The organism is Bifidobacterium moraviense (assembly GCF_012932365.1).
GTDB classification, from domain to species: Bacteria; Actinomycetota; Actinomycetes; order Actinomycetales; family Bifidobacteriaceae; genus Bifidobacterium; species Bifidobacterium moraviense.
In genome coordinates this window covers 93,367-112,748 of sequence record NZ_JAAIIH010000004.1, presented here as the reverse complement: position 1 = coordinate 112,748, position 19,382 = coordinate 93,367, and the positions used below count along the sequence as shown (strand labels likewise).

At 69.1% G+C, this 19,382-nt stretch carries 14 protein-coding genes, 1 tRNA gene and 1 pseudogene; 14 read left to right on the top strand and 2 right to left on the bottom strand.

Annotation, left to right across the window (positions count from 1 at the left end; all coding sequences use genetic code 11):
- The first annotated feature begins 17 nt into the window (after positions 1–17).
- From G1C96_RS04525 to G1C96_RS04515, 3 genes are read left to right on the top strand one after another with little or no spacing between them, the layout of a single operon-like run.
- Positions 18–1,214 (top strand): hypothetical protein, encoded by a 1,197-nt coding sequence (locus tag G1C96_RS04525; RefSeq protein ID WP_169275463.1) that lies wholly within the window; start codon positions 18–20, stop codon positions 1,212–1,214.
- Positions 1,205–1,909 (top strand): ABC transporter ATP-binding protein, encoded by a 705-nt coding sequence (locus tag G1C96_RS04520; protein WP_169275462.1) that lies wholly within the window; start codon positions 1,205–1,207, stop codon positions 1,907–1,909. The genes G1C96_RS04525 and G1C96_RS04520 overlap by 10 nt, the downstream gene beginning before the upstream one ends.
- Positions 1,906–3,048, top strand: coding sequence for a hypothetical protein (locus G1C96_RS04515; protein ID WP_169275461.1), 1,143 nt, complete (start codon positions 1,906–1,908; stop codon positions 3,046–3,048). Before G1C96_RS04520 ends, G1C96_RS04515 begins: the two co-directional genes overlap by 4 nt.
- Positions 3,049–3,093: 45 nt before the next feature.
- On the opposite strand, the gene dinB is transcribed toward G1C96_RS04515, so the two are convergent.
- Positions 3,094–4,428: a DNA polymerase IV gene (gene dinB / locus G1C96_RS04510; RefSeq protein ID WP_169275460.1), complete on the bottom strand. Its 1,335-nt coding sequence runs from the start codon at positions 4,426–4,428 to the stop codon at positions 3,094–3,096.
- Positions 4,429–4,739: 311 nt separating this feature from the next.
- Here dinB and G1C96_RS04505 point away from each other — a divergent pair, with 311 nt between their 5' ends.
- From G1C96_RS04505 to rpsI, 11 genes and pseudogenes are all read left to right on the top strand, one after another.
- Positions 4,740–5,672 (top strand): EamA family transporter, encoded by a 933-nt coding sequence (locus G1C96_RS04505; protein ID WP_169275459.1) that lies wholly within the window; start codon positions 4,740–4,742, stop codon positions 5,670–5,672.
- A gap of 40 nt (positions 5,673–5,712) precedes the next feature.
- Positions 5,713–5,801, top strand: a tRNA-Ser gene (locus G1C96_RS04500).
- Between the two features lie 237 nt (positions 5,802–6,038).
- Positions 6,039–6,215 (top strand): annotated as a pseudogene (locus G1C96_RS04495) (transposase-like zinc-binding domain-containing protein); the annotation flags it as partial.
- A gap of 1,294 nt (positions 6,216–7,509) precedes the next feature.
- Positions 7,510–7,632, top strand: coding sequence for a hypothetical protein (locus G1C96_RS10355; RefSeq protein WP_277347682.1), 123 nt, complete (start codon positions 7,510–7,512; stop codon positions 7,630–7,632).
- Positions 7,633–9,077: 1,445 nt separating this feature from the next.
- Positions 9,078–10,511 (top strand): CapA family protein, encoded by a 1,434-nt coding sequence (locus tag G1C96_RS04490; protein WP_169275458.1) that lies wholly within the window; start codon positions 9,078–9,080, stop codon positions 10,509–10,511.
- 55 nt (positions 10,512–10,566) lie between these two features.
- Positions 10,567–11,565 carry an NAD(P)-dependent oxidoreductase gene (locus tag G1C96_RS04485; RefSeq protein WP_169275457.1) on the top strand — a complete coding sequence of 333 codons (999 nt, stop codon included), beginning with the start codon at positions 10,567–10,569 and terminating at the stop codon, positions 11,563–11,565.
- 10 nt (positions 11,566–11,575) lie between these two features.
- The gene (locus G1C96_RS04480) at positions 11,576–12,229 is read left to right on the top strand and encodes an IMPACT family protein (protein WP_169275456.1); all 654 of its coding nucleotides are present in this window, start codon (positions 11,576–11,578) and stop codon (positions 12,227–12,229) included.
- Positions 12,230–12,255: 26 nt separating this feature from the next.
- Entirely contained in the window at positions 12,256–12,894 is a 639-nt protein-coding gene (locus G1C96_RS04475) for an AbrB family transcriptional regulator (protein ID WP_240945100.1), read from the top strand.
- 166 nt (positions 12,895–13,060) lie between these two features.
- Positions 13,061–15,226 carry a 4-alpha-glucanotransferase gene (malQ, locus tag G1C96_RS04470; RefSeq protein ID WP_169275455.1) on the top strand — a complete coding sequence of 722 codons (2,166 nt, stop codon included), beginning with the start codon at positions 13,061–13,063 and terminating at the stop codon, positions 15,224–15,226.
- 289 nt (positions 15,227–15,515) lie between these two features.
- Positions 15,516–15,965: a 50S ribosomal protein L13 gene (gene rplM, locus G1C96_RS04465; protein WP_169275454.1), complete on the top strand. Its 450-nt coding sequence runs from the start codon at positions 15,516–15,518 to the stop codon at positions 15,963–15,965.
- Between the two features lie 24 nt (positions 15,966–15,989).
- Positions 15,990–16,481 carry a 30S ribosomal protein S9 gene (gene rpsI, locus G1C96_RS04460; RefSeq protein WP_169275453.1) on the top strand — a complete coding sequence of 164 codons (492 nt, stop codon included), beginning with the start codon at positions 15,990–15,992 and terminating at the stop codon, positions 16,479–16,481.
- Positions 16,482–16,597: 116 nt separating this feature from the next.
- On the opposite strand, the gene glgX is transcribed toward rpsI, so the two are convergent.
- Positions 16,598–19,357, bottom strand: coding sequence for a glycogen debranching protein GlgX (gene glgX / locus G1C96_RS04455; RefSeq protein ID WP_169275452.1), 2,760 nt, complete (start codon positions 19,355–19,357; stop codon positions 16,598–16,600).
- Positions 19,358–19,382: the final 25 nt, after the last annotated feature.

Genomic DNA, 19,382 nt, shown 5'->3' with positions numbered 1-19,382 from the left:
GGACGAGGGAGGTCATCATGGCATGGAGCATCCGCAAGGCACGCAAGGCCGGCAAGGACGCCGGCGTGGGCATGGGCAACAACGGCAAGGCCGATCATGGGCGTGGCCGCGGCGCGCAGACGCGGTCCGGCACGCCCGTCGCGACGTCGGTGATCGCCGCGCTCGTGGCGGCGGCCCTCGCCGTGGGCGTGGCCGGAGGATTCCTGCTCACCCGTTCGCGCATCCCGGACGCGGTGGTCTCCTCCACGGACCCGGGCGTGCTCAGGGCCACCGAGGGACAGTACGACGACCCGCTCAACGTCTCCGTCACCATGACCACCGGAGCCGGGCAGACCATTGCCTCGCCGACCGCCGGCGTGGTCACGTCCACCACCTGCGCGCCCGGCGCGACGCTCGACTCCGGCGGCAGCCTCATCGCCGTGGACGGCACGCCCGTGCTCGCCCTGCACACCGCCGTGCCCCCGTACCGCGCCCTCAAGCCCGGAGACAAGGGCACGGACGCCGCCGCGCTCAACGCCGAGCTGCGCCGCCTCGGCCAGGACGCCCCGGACGGTGATGCGGTGACGCAGGCCACCGTCGCCGCGTTCAACGCCGTGGCCAAGGCCGTCGGCGCCGCGACCGTTACCAAGGACGCCGGCTGGGTCATCCCCTCCACCGCCGCCGCATGGATGGAACGCGAATCCGTCACCGTCGCGTCGTGCCCCGCCGCGCTGGGCGCCACCGTCACGCCGGGCGAGCCGCTGATCGTGGCCGCCGGCGTGCCGCAGCCCGCCGCGGTGAGCATCGCCGAGCAGCCCGGCACCGAGGGCGCGCGCTCGCTGCAGGTGGACGACCGACGCTTCCCGCTCGCCGCCGACGCCACGCGGATCGACGACCGGACCGTGCTGGACGCGATCCTCGCCTCCGGCGCGTACCGTCAGGCGCAGGCCATGGCGAACGCCGGCATGGGCGGGTCGTCCGCGGGAGGAACCGGGGCTTCGAGCCTGACGGTCACGCTCAAATGGACGCTGGACGCGCCCATCGCCACATGGACCGTCTCGCCGTCGTCCCTGTACGACGTGAGCCGCGCGCAGGCGTGCCTGGTCTCCGACGGCAGGCCCACGGCCGTGCGCATCGTCGCCTCCGAACTCGGCAAGACCATGGTGAGCGTGGACTCCGGGGCCGCGCTGGGCGAGGTGCGGATACGACCGGACGGAGGTGCGTCATGCCGCTAGTCGAATCGGTGCCGGTGCCGCCGCCGGTGCAGGCGCGATCCGTCGCCGTGGATGGCGTCGCGGATGCCGCCTCGGATGCCGCCGCGAACGAGCCGCTGGTCATCCTCGACGGCGTGGGCCACGCGTTCAACGCCGCCACGCGCCTGTTCCGGGGACTGACCATCACGCTGCTGCCGCGGCACGTGTACGCGCTGGTGGGTCCGTCCGGCTCCGGCAAGAGCACGCTGCTGTCCATCATCGCCGGATGGGAGAGACCGTCCGAAGGCACCGTGACGCGAGAACGCGTACGCAAGGTGAGCTGGGTGTTCCAGAACCCGCACGGCGTGGCGCGCCGCACCGCGCTCGACCACGTGGCGCTGCCGTACCTCGCGCAGGGCTACGCGCCGGACGAGGCCGAACGACTCGCCATGGAACAGATGGACGTGTTCGGACTGCACGATCTGGCACGTCGGCGCTTCCAGGAACTCTCCGGCGGCGAGGCGCAGCGGCTCATGCTGGCGCGCGGCGTGGCCACCTGCGCCGACCTGCTGCTGGTGGACGAGCCCACCGCGCAGCTGGACGTGCACACCGCGGACACCGTCAACGCCCGGCTGGGCGCCCTCTCGCGCGACGGCATGATCGTCGTCATCGCCACGCACGACCATCGCACGCGCGACGCCGCCACCGACGTCATCGATCTGGAGGACTACCAATGAGCGGGCGGCACGTGGGATGGCGGGCCATCGGGCGCGAGGCGTGGCGCGACGTCATCTCCGGAACCGCCCGTACCGCGCTGTGCACGCTGCTGCTCGCGCTGTGCATGGCGCTGCTGGCCGGCGCCGACTACCTGACGATCGCAGGACTCACCGCCAAGGCGCGCGCATGGGTGGACGCCGGCGCCTCCACGTACGTGCTCACGCTGCGCAGTGGCATCGACGGCGCCGCATGCGACCATCTGGTCTCGCTCGACGGCGTGCAGGCCGCCGGCGCCACCCGTCAGGTGGACACCCGCATGACCTTCGCCACGCTGCCGTCCACCGGCATCCCCATGGTGGAGGCCACGCCCGGCTTCCTCGGCGTGTTCGACGAGGCGTACGGCGCCGCCGGAACGGAGACGGGCCGCGCGGACGGCCACGCCGCGGACGCCTCCACCGGCGGCATGGGCGTGCTGCTCTCCAGGACCGTGGCCGACCAGCTCGGCGCGCGTGCCGGCGATCGGCAGCAGCTCGCGGACGGACGCGAGGTGACCGTGCGCGACGTCTACCGCTATGACGACGACGGACGCGAATCCGGCTACGGGTACGCCGTCGTGGTGCCCATGAACGACGACTCGCCGTACACCTCCTGCATCGTGCGCACTTGGCCCACGCCCGTCGGCATCGAGACGCTCCTGCGCACCGCGATCGTCACGTCGTACTCGGCGGGGGACAAGCCCCGCGTCGCGCAGCTCAACGCTTCGCTCGGCCGCGTGGCCCCCGCCACGGACGACTACGCCGGCCGCGCCACGGCATGGACGCCGTGGATGATGCTCGTCCTGTCCGCCGCGCTCGGCTTCGCCATGACGCGTGCGCGCCGTTTGGAGCTCGCCAGCTCGCTGCACGCCGGATACCCCAAGCCGGCGCTGACGGCGCAGATCCTGCTGGAATCGTGCGCCGCGTTCCTGCTGGCGGCCTGCGCGGTCTCGCCGCTGTTCGCCTACGTGGTGCTCGACGCTCCGGGCGCGGACCTCATGCCCGTGCTCGACGCGCTGGCGCGCGTCCCTGCCGCGGGATTCGCGGGGCTTCTGGCGGGCACGGCGTTCGCACTGCTGCTCACGCGGGAGCGGCAGCTGTTCAACTACTTCAAGCGGCGGTAATCATCTGCGGTCGTTTGCAGACCGTCCGTTCGCGGTTTTGGCCGCTCACAGTCCCAAGCTGGCGGCGCCGCTGCCGAACCGCGCGCGCACCGCGTCCAGCGCCTGCTCCGCGCGGCTCAGGCGCTGCGGCTTGGTGGCGCCGTCGCCGGGACGTCGCTCGGCGGCGTCGCGCTCCTCGATGAGGTCGTCGAGCGAAGGCTGGACCGCCGTCTGCGCGGCCTCCTGCAGGCCGCTGGCGCTCACGCCGGCAAGACGGACGAGGCGGGGGAGCGGCTCGTCCTGCGCGCCGCCGACCGTGCCGCCGCCGCCCGCGCCGCCGTTGCCGTCGCCTCCGTCCTCGGGCATGTCCAGCATCGCGCGCAGCAGCCGCGTCGCCTCCGGCAGCATCGCGCTGGCGGTGCTGAACGGCTGCTCCAGCGTATGCGCGCGCGTCCGGTAGCTCAGGTCCGCGAACCGCAGCTTCACCGTGAGCGTGCGCGCCGTAAGCCCTTTGCGGCGCAGGGTGCCGGCCACGTCGTCGCACGCCCAGCGCAGCAGGTCGCGCACCTGACGCATCGATCGCGTGTCCTCGCGGAACGTGCGCTCGGCGCCCACCGACTTCTCCGGCGTGTACGGCGTCACCGCGCGGTCGTCCATGCCGCGCGCCGCCATCCACAGGCCGTGCGCCGCCAGCGCCGAGCCCGTGGCCCGCGCGAGCGTCGCCTCGTCCATCGCCGCCAGATCCGCCACCGAGTTCACGCCCCACGCGTTGAGCCGCTTCTCCAGCGAAGGGCCGATGCCGGGGATGCCGCGCAACGGCATCATCTGCACGAATTCGGCGTGACGCGCCAGCGGGATGAGCAGCATGCCGTCCGGCTTGGCGTTGGTGGACGCCATCTTCGCCACCAGCTTGTTGCCGGCGATGCCCACCGAGCAGGTCACGTGGAACCGCCGCGCCACCTCGGCGCGGATCCACGCGCCGATCGCGCTCGGACGCTCCCACCGCGTGAGCGCCGCCGCCACGTCCATGTACCCCTCGTCCACGGAGACCTTCTCGATGCGGTCGGTCACCTGCTCCAGCACCTCCGCGAAGATGCGGCGCGACCGTTCGCGGTAGTACGCCATGTCCACCGGCAGGAACACGCCGTCCGGGCACAGCTGGCGCGCGCGGGCGGACGGCATGGCCGAGTTGATGCCGTAGCGCCGCGCCTCGTAGCTCGCCGCGGACACCACCGAACGGGGGCCGGTGCCGATGATCACCGGGCGCCCCCTCAGCTCCGGATGCCGCGCCACCTCCAGCGAGGCGTAGAACGCGTCCATGTCGATGTGCAGCACCGTGCAGCCGGACTCGTCGTGTCCCCAGTCCCTCTTGGCGGCTGCCAGCCTCGGTGCGGTGCTCATGCGGCCATCGTAGCGCCTCGGGGTTGCGGGGTGGGGCGCGGATGGAGACATGGGTCGGTTGCGCGGTCGGAGTACGCGGATGGAGCGGCGCGCGAGTCGGTGCGTACGTCGGCGCGCAAGGTGCCGCGGTGCGTTTCCGCGCGCGTTGTCGCACGCCGCCGCGCGTCATCGTGCACCGTCGTGCGTCGTCGTGCACCGTCGTGCGTCGTTGCCCCGTGGGCTTGTCTCGCCATGCGGACGCCGTTTCGGACGCGTTCGCGTGGCGTCCGGGAAGCGCTTCATCTTCCGCCGCGCCGTGTAGCGTGACGCTCATGAAGAAGGTGTTGTTGCGCGTCCTCGACCGCGTGCCGGTGTTCGTCATCGTGCTCGGGGAGGCGATCGTGATGTACGCGGCCACGCTGGTGGCCAAGCAGGCGTTCACCCAGCTCGACCCGCTGTACGCCGTGTGGTACCGCGTGGGGTTCTGCGCGCTGCTCATGCTGGCGTGGCGGCATCCGTGGACCGCGTCCAAGCGCGCCCACATGCCCGCCTCCGCCCGCGACTGGGGCGTGGTGGTGGGCTGCGGCCTCTCGCTGGCGTTGATGAACACCATGTACTACGTGGCCATCAGCAACATGAACGTGGGCGTGGCCACGGCCATCGAGTTCGTGGGGCCGCTGTCCGTGGCGGTGATCGCCGGACGGTCGTGGCGCGAACGGCTCGGCATCCTGGTGGCGGCGTGCGGCGTGGTGTTGCTCGCCGGCATGTCGCTGGCCCAGCCGAGCGGCGGCACGTTCCTGGTGGGCCTGGTGGCCATCCTCGTGGGCGGCTCGATGTGGGGCGTGTACATCGTGCTGGGGCGCAGGGTGGCCAGCGGCGGCACGCCCCTCGACTGGCTCAGCGTGGCGATGCTCATCGGATGGGGTGCCCAGTCGCTCGCGCTCGCCGTGCCCGCGGTGTGCGCCACCGTGCACCCCAAGGCGGAGGCCACGTGGGCCGCGGGGCCGGGCGGCGCGTGGATGCTGCTCGGCGTGCTGCTGGTGGTGGCCGTGTGCGCCTCGTTCCTGCCGTACGTGGTGGATCAGGTGGTGATGCGGCGCACCACGTCCGGCGCGTTCTCCGTGATGCAGTCCATCAACCCGGCCGTGGCGTCTCTGGTGGCGCTGATTTTCGGCGAGATTCCAACGATCTGGGACGTCGCTGGCATCGGATTGGTGATCGCCGCCGTAATAATTACGTTCTCCGGCGATTCCAACCCCGCATAGTGTGGTATAGTGAATCCTCGTTGCGCTTCGCAGCGTGACTGGAGTGATGCCTGAGTGGCCGAAAGGGGCACCCTGCTAAGGTGTTAACTGCGTATTAGCGGTTCGAGGGTTCGAATCCCTCTCACTCCGCCCACAAGGGATTTACGGGAAACCGTGAATCCCTTTTTTCATGCCGAAAACGGCGGAATTTCAACGGTTTCAAGCCGTTCCGGCACTCGCCGTCCTGTCGCGCGATGGTGCGTGAAGGGGCGTTGTGAGGCGCGAGTTAGGTGGTGCCTTGAGGGGTACGGATTGCGGGAGTAGGTGCGCCGAGGCGTCATCTTCCTTCGCACGACAATAGGGACGTTCCTCTGGTGGGCTGGACCCATGAGAACGAGATCCAGCGAGGCGAAGAAATGCCCGATCTGCGGCCGGCCGATGAGGAAGAACGGGCTGACGGCGAAGGGAACCCAGCGTTGGAAGCGCGCGGCCTGTTCGCTGAGCCCGACCATGCCGCAGGAAAGGGCCGCGCGTGGCAGACAGTTCGACGCGTTCCTCGGCTGGGGCCTATAGGCCTGCATGCCGGGTATATCCGAAGGCGTACCGAAAAGGCTCGCAAGCGGTGCAACGCTTGCGAGCCCGAGGTACGGCGCGAACAAGAGTTCGCGTAACTCCCAACCCAAGGAGTGGTTTCGATGATACATCGACGGAGACGGAGAATTTCGCCGGTGCCATTTGTGTCAACGTATAACCGCTTACAGCCGTCATGCGTGGGGCGTGAATGACGACGCCCGTTGGCGTATCGGTGGTGTCGTTCCTCGGTTGTCCCCGTGGGGGGTATGTGAAAGGCCGCGAACATTGTGAGTGTTCGCGGCCTTTTCCCTTGCGGGGCACTGACTCGCGCAATCCGACGCGAGTCAGCAATCTCACAACCGAAAGGATTATACCATGTCTGGGATTCGTGGGTTCGGTTATGGGTGGTTGGGTCGTGATGGCCGCCACCATCTACCGATTACCGTAGTCAAGCCTCATGCTTGGCGGCGTGTCTACGGCGCCGGGGAGGGCGTGCCCCGTGATGCGTAGTCGTGGCAGTGACGGCCACATGTCGGATGCCCGTGCCGGCGGCGCATCGAGGAGGCGGTGAATCGTTAGACCTCCTACTCTCCATTGGGAAACAACTGGGATGTAACGCTAAATTCAAAGGATGTCCCCAGATGCATTCAGCGTCAGAACCAGGCCCCCAGCGGCCGGGCTGCGAAGACCTAGGGGGACCCTCCCCCTAGGGGTGTTTGCCGACGTGGCATGCTGCTTGCCGTCGGTTTGCCGGGGCGTTCGGGCGCGGGCCGCCGTTGCATCTCCTGAACGATGCAGCCGGTTGTTCGTGTGATGCGAACGACTGCGAGTTCTCCACACCGGCTTCGACGGTTATGCGCATCATGCACACAACCGGAACGCCGCGTCATGGGGACAATGTCCTTGTTCGCGAAGGCGGAGCATCTCGACGCGATCCGCTGTCGTCTTGCCCGATACATGTCGGCGCCGTCTGCGAGTGCCTCGCGTCCGGTTTCGGGCGGGGGCGACATACGTCAATTGCGTTCCACGGCGGTTTTGCCGGAGACATCGGTAATGTTTGCACCTTTTCGTCGTCGTCACGTCCCGACGCAAATGCTGATAGGCTGCTATGCGATGCCGTATCATGCGGCGTCCCCGTTGATATGACGGGCCGTTACCGGCGTAAGCCGGTACAAGAAAAGGCCCGGCGCTACCAACACCGAGCCTGCTCGTTGATTACCGGCTTGCGCCCTTAATCAACAAGGTTGCAAGATGCAATCATATCACGGTACACGGTAGTCTCTCCGTGAACAGGTGTACGGTCGTCGTCCATGTGGGCGACGGCGAGGCGTTCGCCACGGTCGATGGCACGCGCTTCAACGTGCGGAGCCTGTGGCAGCTCTATCAGCTGCTGCGACTATTGGTGTGACGTTCATTAAGGGCGCGGCGACTCTCGGGCCGTCGCGCCTGCAACCTGAACACGAAGCGTCGGCGAGTGCCACGACCTTGACGCATCGCGAAGGCGCATGCGCGTGGGGACGCGTGACGGCTCGCAGTTTTCGGCATGTTAGGTGGTAAACAAGGTGGAAACAGCTATCAGCGGCAAGTCATAACCCCAATGTTTCCAAGGGGTAAGGGCGTACTGAGACGGAACCCTCTCCTGAATCCTTTTTCATGCCCAAAACGGCGGAATTTGGGGTTATAGGCCAAAGTCCGAGGATCGCAACGCTGTGATGATGAACCATCTTGGACGCCGGTTTCGTCCGCCACGATGGCCGATCGTCGCAACGTTGCGGGATCGGACGGCAAACGAAGGGGCGGGTTTTCTGGCGCGTCGTTGCGATTCCGGGGTTGCTTCGGAAACCCGGCCCTTCGTTTGCCGGGACATGTCCGGCAGAGGCCGTTTCGAGGCGCGTTCCGGGGGTATGGGCCAGAAGTGTGCGTCCGGGGATCGTGACGTTGCGCTGGGCGACCATGTTGGACATCGCCGATGCCGTCCACGATGGCCGATCGCCGCAACGTTGCGGACGATGCCGGGGCCCGGGCCGGATGGATGTGATTCCGGACGTTTTCGGTATCGGAACCGTCCGGAATCACACCCGGTTCCGCGAATGGTTGTGGTTTCGGACGTTTCTGGTATCGGAACCGCCCGGAATCACATCCGGTTCAGGCGACGGATGTGCATTCGGACGAGAGCGCGATCGAATGGGAAGGTCGACGTCCTGCCTGCTGCAGGTAGCGTCCGCTGACGTGGTCGTGCGGGATTCCGAGACGTGGTGGTGCGGGATTCCGCGGCACGGCGTGTGGGATTCCGAGACGTGGTTGTGCGGGATTCCGAGAGACGGCATTCGGGGCTTCGCTAAGGAAGGGGACGGAGGGTACGCCGTTGTCCGACCGTCCTACGCGATTGTACGGAACCGTTCGACGGTTTGGCAAAGAGAGCGCTCACACCGGCGGGATTCCGCCGATCGTCGGCCGCGTCACGCGGATGCCGCACGATCGCGTCATCGTCGTTGCTGCCGCTGCTGCTGCGGTCGTCGTTGCCGCCGCAGCCGCAGCCGTCGTCGCTGTCGTCGTTGCCGCAGCCGCGACAGGGACGGATTCCGACCACCCCGACGCCCGTCATGCTATCGGCCCATGGTCATATGCTCGGGGTCGTGCATCCGTGGACACGGCGCGCTGGAGAGACGCGTCGCGCATGCGCCGCAGAACGGCGTGGGACAAGAACGACGGAGAACGGAACGGCACACCGAGCGGAAGAAGAGAGGAAGGCGGGACGCAATGGACACGGCGGGCGAGCACGGCGCACGAGCCCCACGGGCGTCACAGGCATCACAGACCCCACAGACCCCACAGGCATCACAAGCATCACAGATGTCGCGGGCCGACGGTCGCCCCCCGCAGGGCGGCGAGCACAGGGCTCCCGGGACGCACAGGGCACCCGGAACGCGCAGGACGAAGGGCGCACGCCGGACGATCGCGGCGCTGGCGGCCGCGGTGGCCGTGGCGCTCGTGATCGTGGTCACCGTGGCATGGACGCGCGGGGGACTGGGATCCGCGTCGTCGCAGGGCGCGGGCGCGAACGCAGGCGCGGGCGCGAACGCGGCCACGTCTCCCGCGGGATCGACGGGCGAGATCAGCCGCACCCAGTCCGTCCCCGACCCGGTGCAGACCCACCCCGGCAACGCGCCCGACTGCCCGGACACCGACTGCGTCTCCGTGCTGTTCAACGGCGACCTGCTGTTCCATCAGCGCCTGTGGCAGAACTTCGCCGGCCCGGACACCTCCGCCACGGACGGCACCGCGTTCGACTTCGACCCGCTGTTCGAGCCGATGAAGCGCTACATGGCCGCCACGGACCTGTCCGTGTGCAACTTCGAGACCCCGGTGGCCCCGCGCGGCGGCCCGTACGCCGACTACCCGGTGTTCAACATCCCGCCCGAGGTGGTGGACGCCGCCCAGCACGTGGGCTACACCGCCTGCACCACCGCCACCAACCATTCGTGGGACCGCGGCGCGGAGGGCATCGCGCGCCTCACCGGCATGCTGGACGCGGCCGGCATCCGCCACACCGGCGCCTACACCACCGAGGCCGCCTCCACGCAGCCCATGGTGCTCGACTCGCCCACCGGCGGCGGCAAGGTGGCCGTGGTGGCCGGCACCAGCGCGCTCAACGGCTACAAGGCGGACCCGGACTGGATGGTGGACCAGCTGCGCGGCACCGGCGATTCGCACCATCAGTCGGACATCGACCGCGCGGTGGCCAAGGCCAAGGCGGCGCGCGAGCAGGGCGCGGACATCGTGGTGGCCACCACGCACTCCGTGACCGAATACATCGACTACGCCGATTCGTGGCAGGTCTCCGAGATGCACGCGCTCGCCGACACCGGCGCGTTCGACTTCATCTACGGCACCGGCAGCCATTCCGCGCAGCCGATCGAGTACTACAACGGCACGTGGATCGTCTACGGTCTGGGCAACGCCGTCACCGTCACGTCGTCCATCCCCGGCCACGAGTCCAACAACCAGGGCGTCACCATCCGCGTGCAGTTCGCCGGGAAGAAGGGTCAGGCGTCGAGCTGGCGACTCAACCGCATCGACTGGCTGCCCACGGCGAGCGTGCGCCAGGGCCAGTACCGCTGGTGCCCGCTGGCGGAGGACCGTCCGGACGGCGCCTGCTGGGGCGACGACCAGGACGCGCAGGTGCGTCAGCGCATCCACGACGTGCTGTACCGCAACAATCCGGATCCGAACGTGGTGCGCGAATGGAAGATCACCGAGGAAGCGGCCGCGTCGTCGTCCAAGTGACGTGTGCGCGACCGCCGCGAACCGTCGTGAACAAGTGCCAACCAAGGGGGAACACATGACAATGACCGAACTGCCCGCCGACCGCGCGGACCTGCCGCTCATGGTGCTGGGCAGCTGCGTGCCCGCGCTCGTCGCGCCGTACCGCGCGCATCTGCCCGAACTGCACGACGTGTGCCGCGTGCGCATGGCCGACGACTCGATCACCGACGGCGCCGAGTTCCTGCGCCGCGTGGAGGGCGCCGAACTGGTGATCGGCGCCGGATACCACTTCGGCGACGACGTGCTGCGCGCCATGGCGGCCGGCGGCGTGCGATGCCTGGTGTTCTGCGGCACCGGCGTCGCGAGCTTCGTCAACGTGCCGCTGGCGGGGGAGCTGGGCGTCACGCTGTGCAACGCCGTGCGCTACGGCGACGCCTCGGTGGCCGAGCACACGATCGCCATGCTCTTCGAGATCGCGCGCCGCGTGGGCGCGCAGGACGAGGCGCTGCACCGCGGCGAATGGTTCTGCTCCAGCGGCATGCTCGAGCTCAACGGTCTGACGCTCGGTCTGGCGGGCTTCGGCGGCGTGGCGCGGGCCGTGGCGCGCATCGCGCGGGGACTGGGCATGCGCATCCGCGTGTGGTGCCGCCACCCCGAATCCGCGCCGCTGGCCGACTACGGCGCCGAGGCCGTGCCCACGCTCGACGACCTGTTCGCCACGAGCGACGTGGTGAGCCTGCATCTGGCGCTCAACGAGGCCACGCGCGGCATGATCGACGCGCGGCTGCTGGACCTGCTGCGTCCGGGGAGCATCCTGCTGAACACGGCGCGCGCCGAGCTCGTCGCCCCGGGCGCGCTGGAGGCACGTGTGGCGCGCGGCGACATCGAGGCGGGCGTGGACGTGTACGACCACGAGCCGCTCGCCCCGGACGACCCGATCCTGAGGCTCGACCATCTGCTTGCCACGCCGCACACCGCGTGGAAGACCACGCGCGCGCTGGACAACGTGGCGCGGCAGAACGTGGAGACGATCCGCGCCTGGTTCGCCGGAACCCCGGCGCACGTGGTGCGCTGAGGCGGTGCGCATGGCCGGCGACACCCTCACCCTGCTCAACACGGCGGACGCCCCGGCGCACGACGCGCTGGTGGAGAAGAAGTCCGAGTTCATCGGCGACGCCTGCCACGTCGACTCGCTCGACGAGGCGCTGGCGTTCGTGGCGTCCGTCCGCGAGCTGCATCCCAAGGCGCGCCACGTGGCGTACGCGGCGGTGTGCGGCGGCGCCGACGGACGGCTGAGCGAACGCATGAGCGACGACGGCGAGCCGAGCGGCACCGCCGGCAAGCCGATCCTCGACGTGCTGCGTCAGAGCGGACTTACGGACACCGTGATCGCGGTGACGCGCTACTTCGGCGGCATCCTGCTCGGTTCCGGCGGTCTGGTGCGCGCCTACTCGTCGGCTGCGTCGCTGGCGGTGAAGGCGGGGCGGCTGGCGCGCATGGAGACCTGCCGCCGCTTCGCGCTGACCGTGGCCTATCCGCAGCTCGGCACGCTGCAGCAGCTCGTCGCTTCCGCGCGCGGGGAGTGCACGGATGAGTCGTACACGGAGAAGGTGAGCCTGACGGCCGTGATCCCCGCGGACGAGGCGGCGCGCTTCGAGGCGCGCGTCACCGAGGCGTTCAACGCCGCCGTGGTCCCCGAACCGCTGGGGGCGGTGCACCGTCCCGTGCCGCTCGGCTGATCGGGCCGGGCGGTATGGTGGTGGGCATGAGCGAAGAAGACCAGACCACCAAGCCCGCCCAGTCCGCGGAGGACGCGCTGCCCGACGACTTCGAGCCCCTCACCGTCACCTACGAGCGTCTGCGCCACTCCACCGACGTGGAGGAGCTGAGCCGGTTCGCGCGCACGCCGCTGCCGGACCGCGCCGACCAGGCGGCGTTCTCCCGCGCCACGGCACTGCTGGAGGCGGTGGCCGGCAACGCGCACACGCCGGTGGAGGACCGCGTCTTCCTGGCCGAGACGATGCCGTTCCCGAACGTGCTGGTGAAGCTTTCCGGCGATCCGGAGGCGAGCGTGCGCAAGGCCGTGGCGGGCAACGAGGCGGACAAGAACTGGCTGGTGGGACTGCTCACCAAGGACGCGGATCCCGAGGTGCGCGACACGGCGCTGCTCAACCCGCGCACCTCGTGGAAGATGCGTCTCGAGGGCGCGCAGAACCCGGATGTGGACGCGGCCACGCTCGACGCGCTGAGCCGTCTCGGCGTGGAGACGGAGCAGAACGCGCCCGCCGTGCTCGCCTCCATGGTGCGCCGCGCGGTGGCCGGCAACCCCAACGTCTCGCCGGAGACCAAGGCGCGTCTCGCGCGGGATCCGAGCGGCGAGGTGGCGCGGCGCGCGGCGGAATGATGCGGAACGGCGCCGGATGATGCCCGACGGATGACGGAATGATGCGCGGATGCGCCGCCGCGGTCCGCGCATCGCGCCGCAACGTTTGCATTACGGTGATGAAAACGTTTGCCGTATTGCTGCCGAAAGGGTGTCGTTCCGGCGCCTCCGGGGCTACACTGGCGGTATGAGCCACAAACAAGAATCACGTGAGCGCTGCGCTCGCCCGCTGATCCGCCTCGCCAAAGCAGTCGGGGTGTCGACGTCCTACGTGGGCATGAGCAACGACTACCACGAAATCGCCGACGACGTCCTCGTCTCCGTCCTCGCCGCGCTGGGCATCGACGCCCACGACGAAGCCGCGGTGGAGACCTCCCTGAAGACCGTGCTGGACGGCGAGCACCGCCGTCTGGTGGCCCCGACCGTGCTGCACGTCGAGGGCGCCGACTCCAAGGTGCTGGTCAACGCCGGGGTGCTCGACATCCCCAGCGCCACCATCACGCTCGAGGACGGCACCGACTACGGCAGGACGCTGGCGCCCGCCGCCGGCGACGGGTCCGCCGCGTACTGGCTGGACGGCGGCTTCGTCACCACGTCCGCCGTCACCATCCCCGCGGACCTGCCCATCGGCTACCACACGCTGCACGTCACCGTGGGCGACCGCACCGAGGACGCCACGCTCATCAGCGCGCCGAGGCGCATCGAGCTCGTGGACGCCATGAAGGACGGACGCCTGTGGGGCTGGATGGCGCAGATCTACTCGATCCGCTCCCGCGACTCGTGGGGCGTGGGCGACTTCGCCGACCTGCGCACCATGCTCACGGACGCGCGCCGCCACACCGGCGCGGACTTCATGCTCGTCAACCCGCTGCACGCCGGCGAGCCGGTCACGCCGCTCACCCCCTCGCCGTACCTGCCCATCTCGCGCCGCTTCCTCAACTTCACGTACATCCGTCCCGAGGCCATCGAGGAGTACGGTCTGCTGGGCGCCGAGTCGCTGGAGCGCGTGCGCCAGCTGCACGACTCCGTGCGCGCGCTCAACGCCAACGCCGACCACATCGACCGCGACGCCATGTGGGCCGCCAAGATGCAGGCGCTGTGGATCATCTTCAAGGTGGGACGCACCCCCGAGCGCCAGGCCCGCTTCGACGACTACAAGCGCCGCGCCGGCGAGGGGCTGGAGGCGTACGCCACGTGGTGCCTCGCCTACGACAAGTGGGGCGCGCCCACCGGGGACCCGCAGTCGTGGATCGCCACGGAGAGCAAGGACTCGCCGCGCGTCAACGACCTGCGCAACCGCTACCCGGACACGCTGGACTTCTACCGCTGGCTGGAGTGGATCGCGGACGAGCAGCTCGACGCCGCGCAGCGCGCCGCGCGCGACGAGGGCATGCATCTGGGCATCATGGCGGACATGGCCGTGGGCGTGCACCCGCTGGGATCGGACGTGTGGTGGAACCCCGAACGCTACGCCAAGGGCGCCACCGTGGGCGCGCCGCCGGACATGTTCAACCAGCAGGGCCAGGACTGGAGCCAGCCGCCGCTCAACCCCATCTCCCTGAAGAACACCGGCTACGAGACCTACCGCGAGATGGTGCGCGGCATGTTCGCCCATGCGGGCGCCGTGCGCATCGACCACATCCTGGGTCTGTTCCGCCTGTGGTGGATTCCCTCCGGCAAGGGCGCCAAGAACGGCACGTACGTGATGTACGACTCGGCCGTGATGCTGGGCATCCTGGCCATCGAGGCCACGCGCGCCGGCGCCGTGCTGGTGGGCGAGGATCTGGGCGTGGTGCCCGACTACGTGGCCAAGTCCCTCGCCGACCACGGCGTGCTGGGATGCGCCGTGGAGTGGTTCGAGCAGTTCGATGGCGTCTTCCGCGATCCGCGCCACTGGCGCGAGATGGCGCTCGCCTCCGTGGACGTGCACGACATGCCGCCCTGCGCCGGCTACCTGCAGTACGAGCACGTCAAGGTGCGCGCCGAGCTGGGCCTGCTCGAGGGGCCGGTGGAGCAGTTCCGCGAGGGCGCCGAGCGGGAGCAGAAGTCCATGCTGCGCATGCTCGTCAACGGCGGCTGGCTGCCCAGCGAGTGGGCGGCGGACGTGCCGGGCCACCTCGACGACATCGTGCGCGCCATGTACCGCGCGATGACCGCCTCGCCGTGCAAGCTGCTGGCCGCGGCCATCGTGGACGGCGTGGGGGAGACCCGCACGCAGAACCAGCCCGGCACCAACAACGAGTACCCGAACTGGCGCGTGCCGCTGGCCGACGCCGCGGGCGACGCGGTGCCCGTGGAGGGGCTCTTCGAGCGTCCCGGCATGCAGGCGCTGGCGGACATCCTCAACGCCTGATCCCCGGGGATTCCGCATCCGTCCGCATCCGTCCGCAACCGCGTGGGCGCGGCGCGCTTCGGCGTGTCGCGCCCACGCTGGCGTTTGCCCAATGTCAAGGGCGGCTATATACTGGACGATTGTTGTGTTTCCCTAAGGGGTCCTTCAAAGCGCTTTCCCACTCGCCACCGAGGACTTTCAGGGAGCCCACGGATAATGAGGTCGAAGCCTCCCGGTGCCGCGCGTCCCAACCAGGCGTACGTCCGGGCAGCCCAGACCCGGAACACAATAGTCAAGAAAAGGGTTAACAGTGAAGACTTTCACTCCGAAGCCAGCTGATCTCACTCATGACTGGTACATCGTCGACGCCACCGACGTGGTGCTCGGCCGTCTGGCCACCCAGGTCGCCACGCTGCTGCGCGGCAAGAACAAGCCGACGTACGCTCCGCACGCCGATTCCGGCAACCACGTGATCGTCATCAACGCCGGCAAGATCGCGCTGACCGGCAACAAGATGGGCAAGGAGCTCTACCAGCACTCCGGTCGTCCGGGCGGTCTGCGTCGCGACTCCTACGCCGAGCTGCTTGCCGCGAACCCCGAGCGCATCATCAAGAGCGCCGTCAAGGGCATGCTGCCCAAGAACCGTCTGGCCAAGGTCCAGCTCGACCGTCTCCACATCTTCGCTGGCGAAGAGCATCCGCACACCCCGCAGAAGCCCCAGGTCTTCGAGATCGCTCAGGTCTCGCAGCAGGCCAAGTGAGAGATCCGAAGGAGATAGAACATCATGGCTGAGAACACCAACGATTCCGCGGCTCTCGAGACCGAGGAGGAGCTCACCAGCTACACCACCGAGACCAATGCCGGCGCCGGCACCGGTACCTCCGCGATCGAGCCGGGCTACGGCACCGGTCGCCGCAAGGAGGCCGTCGCCCGCGTCCGCCTGATCCCGGGCTCCGGCAAGTGGACCATCAACGGCCGCACGCTGGAGGAGTACTTCCCGTCCCGCCTGCACCAGCGCGAGGTCAACTCCCCGATCGTGCTCCTCAAGCTTGAGGGCAAGTTCGACGTGGTCGTCCTCGTGGACGGCGGCGGCGTGACCGGCCAGGCCGGCGCCATCCGCCTCGGCGTGGCCCGCGCGCTGAACGCGATCGACCGCGACTCCAACCGCGCCGCCCTGAAGAAGGCCGGCATGCTGACCCGCGACGCCCGCGTCGTGGAGCGCAAGAAGGCCGGTCTGCACAAGGCCCGCCGCGCTCCGCAGTTCTCGAAGCGTTAAGGTTCGGCCCTACGGGCTGCAGTCGAAAGGCTCCCTTGGAATTCGATTCCAGGGGAGCCTTTCCCGTATCCGGCGTCGGTCACGACGGTTCGTATCGGTCCGCGCTCGGCGTCGTCTCACTGGATCTGGCACATGACGCTGATGCTCAGCGCCGGCACGGTCCACAGATCCCGCTCCGCGCCCATGGCGTCGGTCACGGCGTCGGTCGTGACGTCGTCGGCATCGGCGTCCGCGCCGTCCGCGTTCGCCGCATCGCGCTCGGCCTGCGCGTTCCGGGCGCGGCTCTCCGCATCCGCCGCGTCGGCCGCGGCGTCGATCGGCGGCTCGCCGGAGTCGCGCACGTCCATCGCCGTGGTGGCGGCGCTGATCGCGTCGTCGGTGGCGTTGCCCATCGGGCTGCGCCGCGCGGCCATCAGCACGTGCGGATCGTCGGTGCCGGAGGTGTCGTTGCCGCGCTCGTGCCCCACGGCCGCGGCCGCGTCGTCCGCCGCGATGCGCGCGTCCAGCTTGGCCTGCGCCGCCAGCCGCGACTGCACCTGATGCACCAGCTCGGTGATCGCGTCGCCCTCGCCCACGATCGTCGTCCAGTTGCGGCCGTCGTCCGGCTCCCCGAGCCGCCGCACGCGCCGGCCGGGCGCCGGGCACAGGCCGATCGCCGAGGCGGAGCTCCACTCGCATTGCCAGTCGTAGTCGGACGGCAGGCGGAAGCCCATGTCGTGGTCGGTGCCGTTGATCACGATCAGGATGTCGCGCGCGTCGTCGTCGCTCTGCGAGCGCAGACGCATCACGAAGCTGCGGCGTCCCACGTCGAACCAGTCGCGGTCCATCGGCGTGGTGCCGTCGGGCAGGTACCACTGCACGCGGCTCGACGGGCGGAACAGGCCGATCAGCGTCAGGCGCGTGAAGAACTCCTCGTGATGGTACAGGTCGAGCGACTTGCGCAGCGCGATCAGCCGGGAGATGCGCTCCAGACGGCGCATCTGCGGGGTCTTGCGGTTCTGGTAGAGCCAGTCCCAGTCCAGCCACGTGATGTCGTTGTCCTGCGCGTACGGGTTGTTGTTGCCCTGCTGCGTGTTGCCGAACTCGTCGCCGGCCATGATCATCGGCGTGCCCAGGGAGAGCAGCAGCGTGCCGAGCAGGTTCATCGCCGCCAGTTCGCGTTTGCGTTCGATCGCCGGATCGTCGCTCGGCCCCTCCACGCCGAAGTTGGCGGAGTGGTTGTTGTCCGTGCCGTCGCGGTTGTTCTCGCCGTTGGCCTCGTTGTGCTTGTGCTCGTAGCGCGTCAGGTCGGTGAGCGTGAAGCCGTCGTGGCTCACCACGTAGTTGATCGAGGAGACGCAGCCGCGGCCGGGTTCGGTGGCGAACCGGTCGGCGGAGCCGCACAGGCGCGTGGCCATCTCCTGCATGCCTATGGCGGGCGATGCGCCGGGCTGCGTGTCCGTGAGCCAGAAGCGCCGCGTGGAGTCGCGGAAGCGGTCGTTCCATTCGCTGAACGGCATGCCGAACTCGCCGGTGCGCCACCCGTCCGGGCCCAGATCCCACGGCTCCATGATGAGCTTGAGGTTGCCCAGCAGCAGATCGGAGCGCAGGGCGTACAGGAACGGGTGGTGCTTGGTGAAGTTGCCGTCGAGGCGGCCCAGCGTGGCGGCCAGGTCGAAGCGGAAGCCGTCTATGCCGATGCGCTTGGCCCAGTAGCGCAGCGAATCCACGGCGAACGTCACCACGTGCGTGTTCGTGAAGTCGAACGTGTTGCCGCAGCCGGTGGTGTCGATGAGCTGGCCCGGGTTGTCCTTGCCGCGCCGGTAGTAGGCGATCGCGTCCAGGCCGCGCCAGCAGACCGTGGGCCCCTCCACGCCGCCTTCGCAGGTGTGGTTGTAGACCACGTCCATGATCACCTCGAAGCCGGCCTCGTGCAGGGCGCGCACCATCGCGATCACCTCGTCGCGCACGGCTCCGGCGCCCTTGCGCTGCGCCTCCCTGGTGGCGTAGCTGGGCTCGGGGGAGAAGTAGCTCAGCGTGGAGTATCCCCAGTAGTTGTGGCGGCCGCGCTCCTGCAGGAACAGCTCGTCCTGCTTGGCCTGGATGGGCAGCAGTTCGATGGATGTGACGCCGAGGCCCTGCAGGTAGGCGAGCGTGATGGGGTGCGCGAGTCCGGCGTAGGTGCCGCGCAGCTCGGGCGGCAGCCACGGCGCGTTGGCGGTGAAGCCCTTGACGTGCAGCTCGTAGAGCACGGTCTTGCTCCACGGCACGTGCGGGTGCGTGGGGTCGGCGTCGTGCTTGGTCTCGTCGCGGTCGTCGATGGCCACGGACACCGGCACCTTGCCGAGCGCGTCCACGGTGCTCATCGGGCCGAACGCGGAGCCCCGGACGCGGCGGTCGGGGCCGATCTCGCAGGCGTAGGAGAACGCGGCCGGGTCGAGGCGCATCTCGCCGTCGATGCCCTTGCCATACGGGTCGAGCAGCAGCTTGTACGGGTTGAACCGCACGCCCTTGTCCGGGTCCCACGCGCCATCCACGCGGTAGGCGTAGCGCATGCCGTCCCACGCCTTGGGCAGGTGCACGTACCACAGGCCGTAGTTGGGACCCTCCATGCGGAACAGTGTCTCGCGCACGTACATCGACTCGATGATGCGCGTGCACACCGGATGGCTGTGGATCTCCTTGATGAAGGGGACGGGGGAGTCCTCGAAGATGCGGATCGCGTCGTTGAAGAAGGCGGACGGCTGGTCCACCGGTTCGTAGACGCACAGCCACACCTGATCGGCCGTCTCCGAGCGCACCACGGCGTCGGCGCCGCCATCGTCGGTGAAGTACAGGCCGGGCCTCGTTGCGTATCGGTGCGGTATCGCATACCGCTGGGGTATTGCGCGCTTCATACCCCCATTGTAGGCGGCGGGGTTT

Bases quoted from the DNA above. Each gene is read 5' to 3' on its own strand.
- G1C96_RS04525 (WP_169275463.1), top strand. From the start codon at position 18: ATGGCATGGAGCATCCGCAAGGCACGCAAGGCCGGCAAGGACGCCGGC.
- G1C96_RS04520 (WP_169275462.1), top strand. From the start codon at position 1,205: ATGCCGCTAGTCGAATCGGTGCCGGTGCCGCCGCCGGTGCAGGCGCGA.
- G1C96_RS04515 (WP_169275461.1), top strand. From the start codon at position 1,906: ATGAGCGGGCGGCACGTGGGATGGCGGGCCATCGGGCGCGAGGCGTGG.
- dinB (WP_169275460.1), bottom strand. From the start codon at position 4,428: ATGAGCACCGCACCGAGGCTGGCAGCCGCCAAGAGGGACTGGGGACAC.
- G1C96_RS04505 (WP_169275459.1), top strand. From the start codon at position 4,740: ATGAAGAAGGTGTTGTTGCGCGTCCTCGACCGCGTGCCGGTGTTCGTC.
- G1C96_RS04490 (WP_169275458.1), top strand. From the start codon at position 9,078: ATGTCGCGGGCCGACGGTCGCCCCCCGCAGGGCGGCGAGCACAGGGCT.
- G1C96_RS04485 (WP_169275457.1), top strand. From the start codon at position 10,567: ATGACAATGACCGAACTGCCCGCCGACCGCGCGGACCTGCCGCTCATG.
- G1C96_RS04480 (WP_169275456.1), top strand. From the start codon at position 11,576: ATGGCCGGCGACACCCTCACCCTGCTCAACACGGCGGACGCCCCGGCG.
- G1C96_RS04475 (WP_240945100.1), top strand. From the start codon at position 12,256: ATGAGCGAAGAAGACCAGACCACCAAGCCCGCCCAGTCCGCGGAGGAC.
- malQ (WP_169275455.1), top strand. From the start codon at position 13,061: ATGAGCCACAAACAAGAATCACGTGAGCGCTGCGCTCGCCCGCTGATC.
- rpsI (WP_169275453.1), top strand. From the start codon at position 15,990: ATGGCTGAGAACACCAACGATTCCGCGGCTCTCGAGACCGAGGAGGAG.
- glgX (WP_169275452.1), bottom strand. From the start codon at position 19,357: ATGAAGCGCGCAATACCCCAGCGGTATGCGATACCGCACCGATACGCA.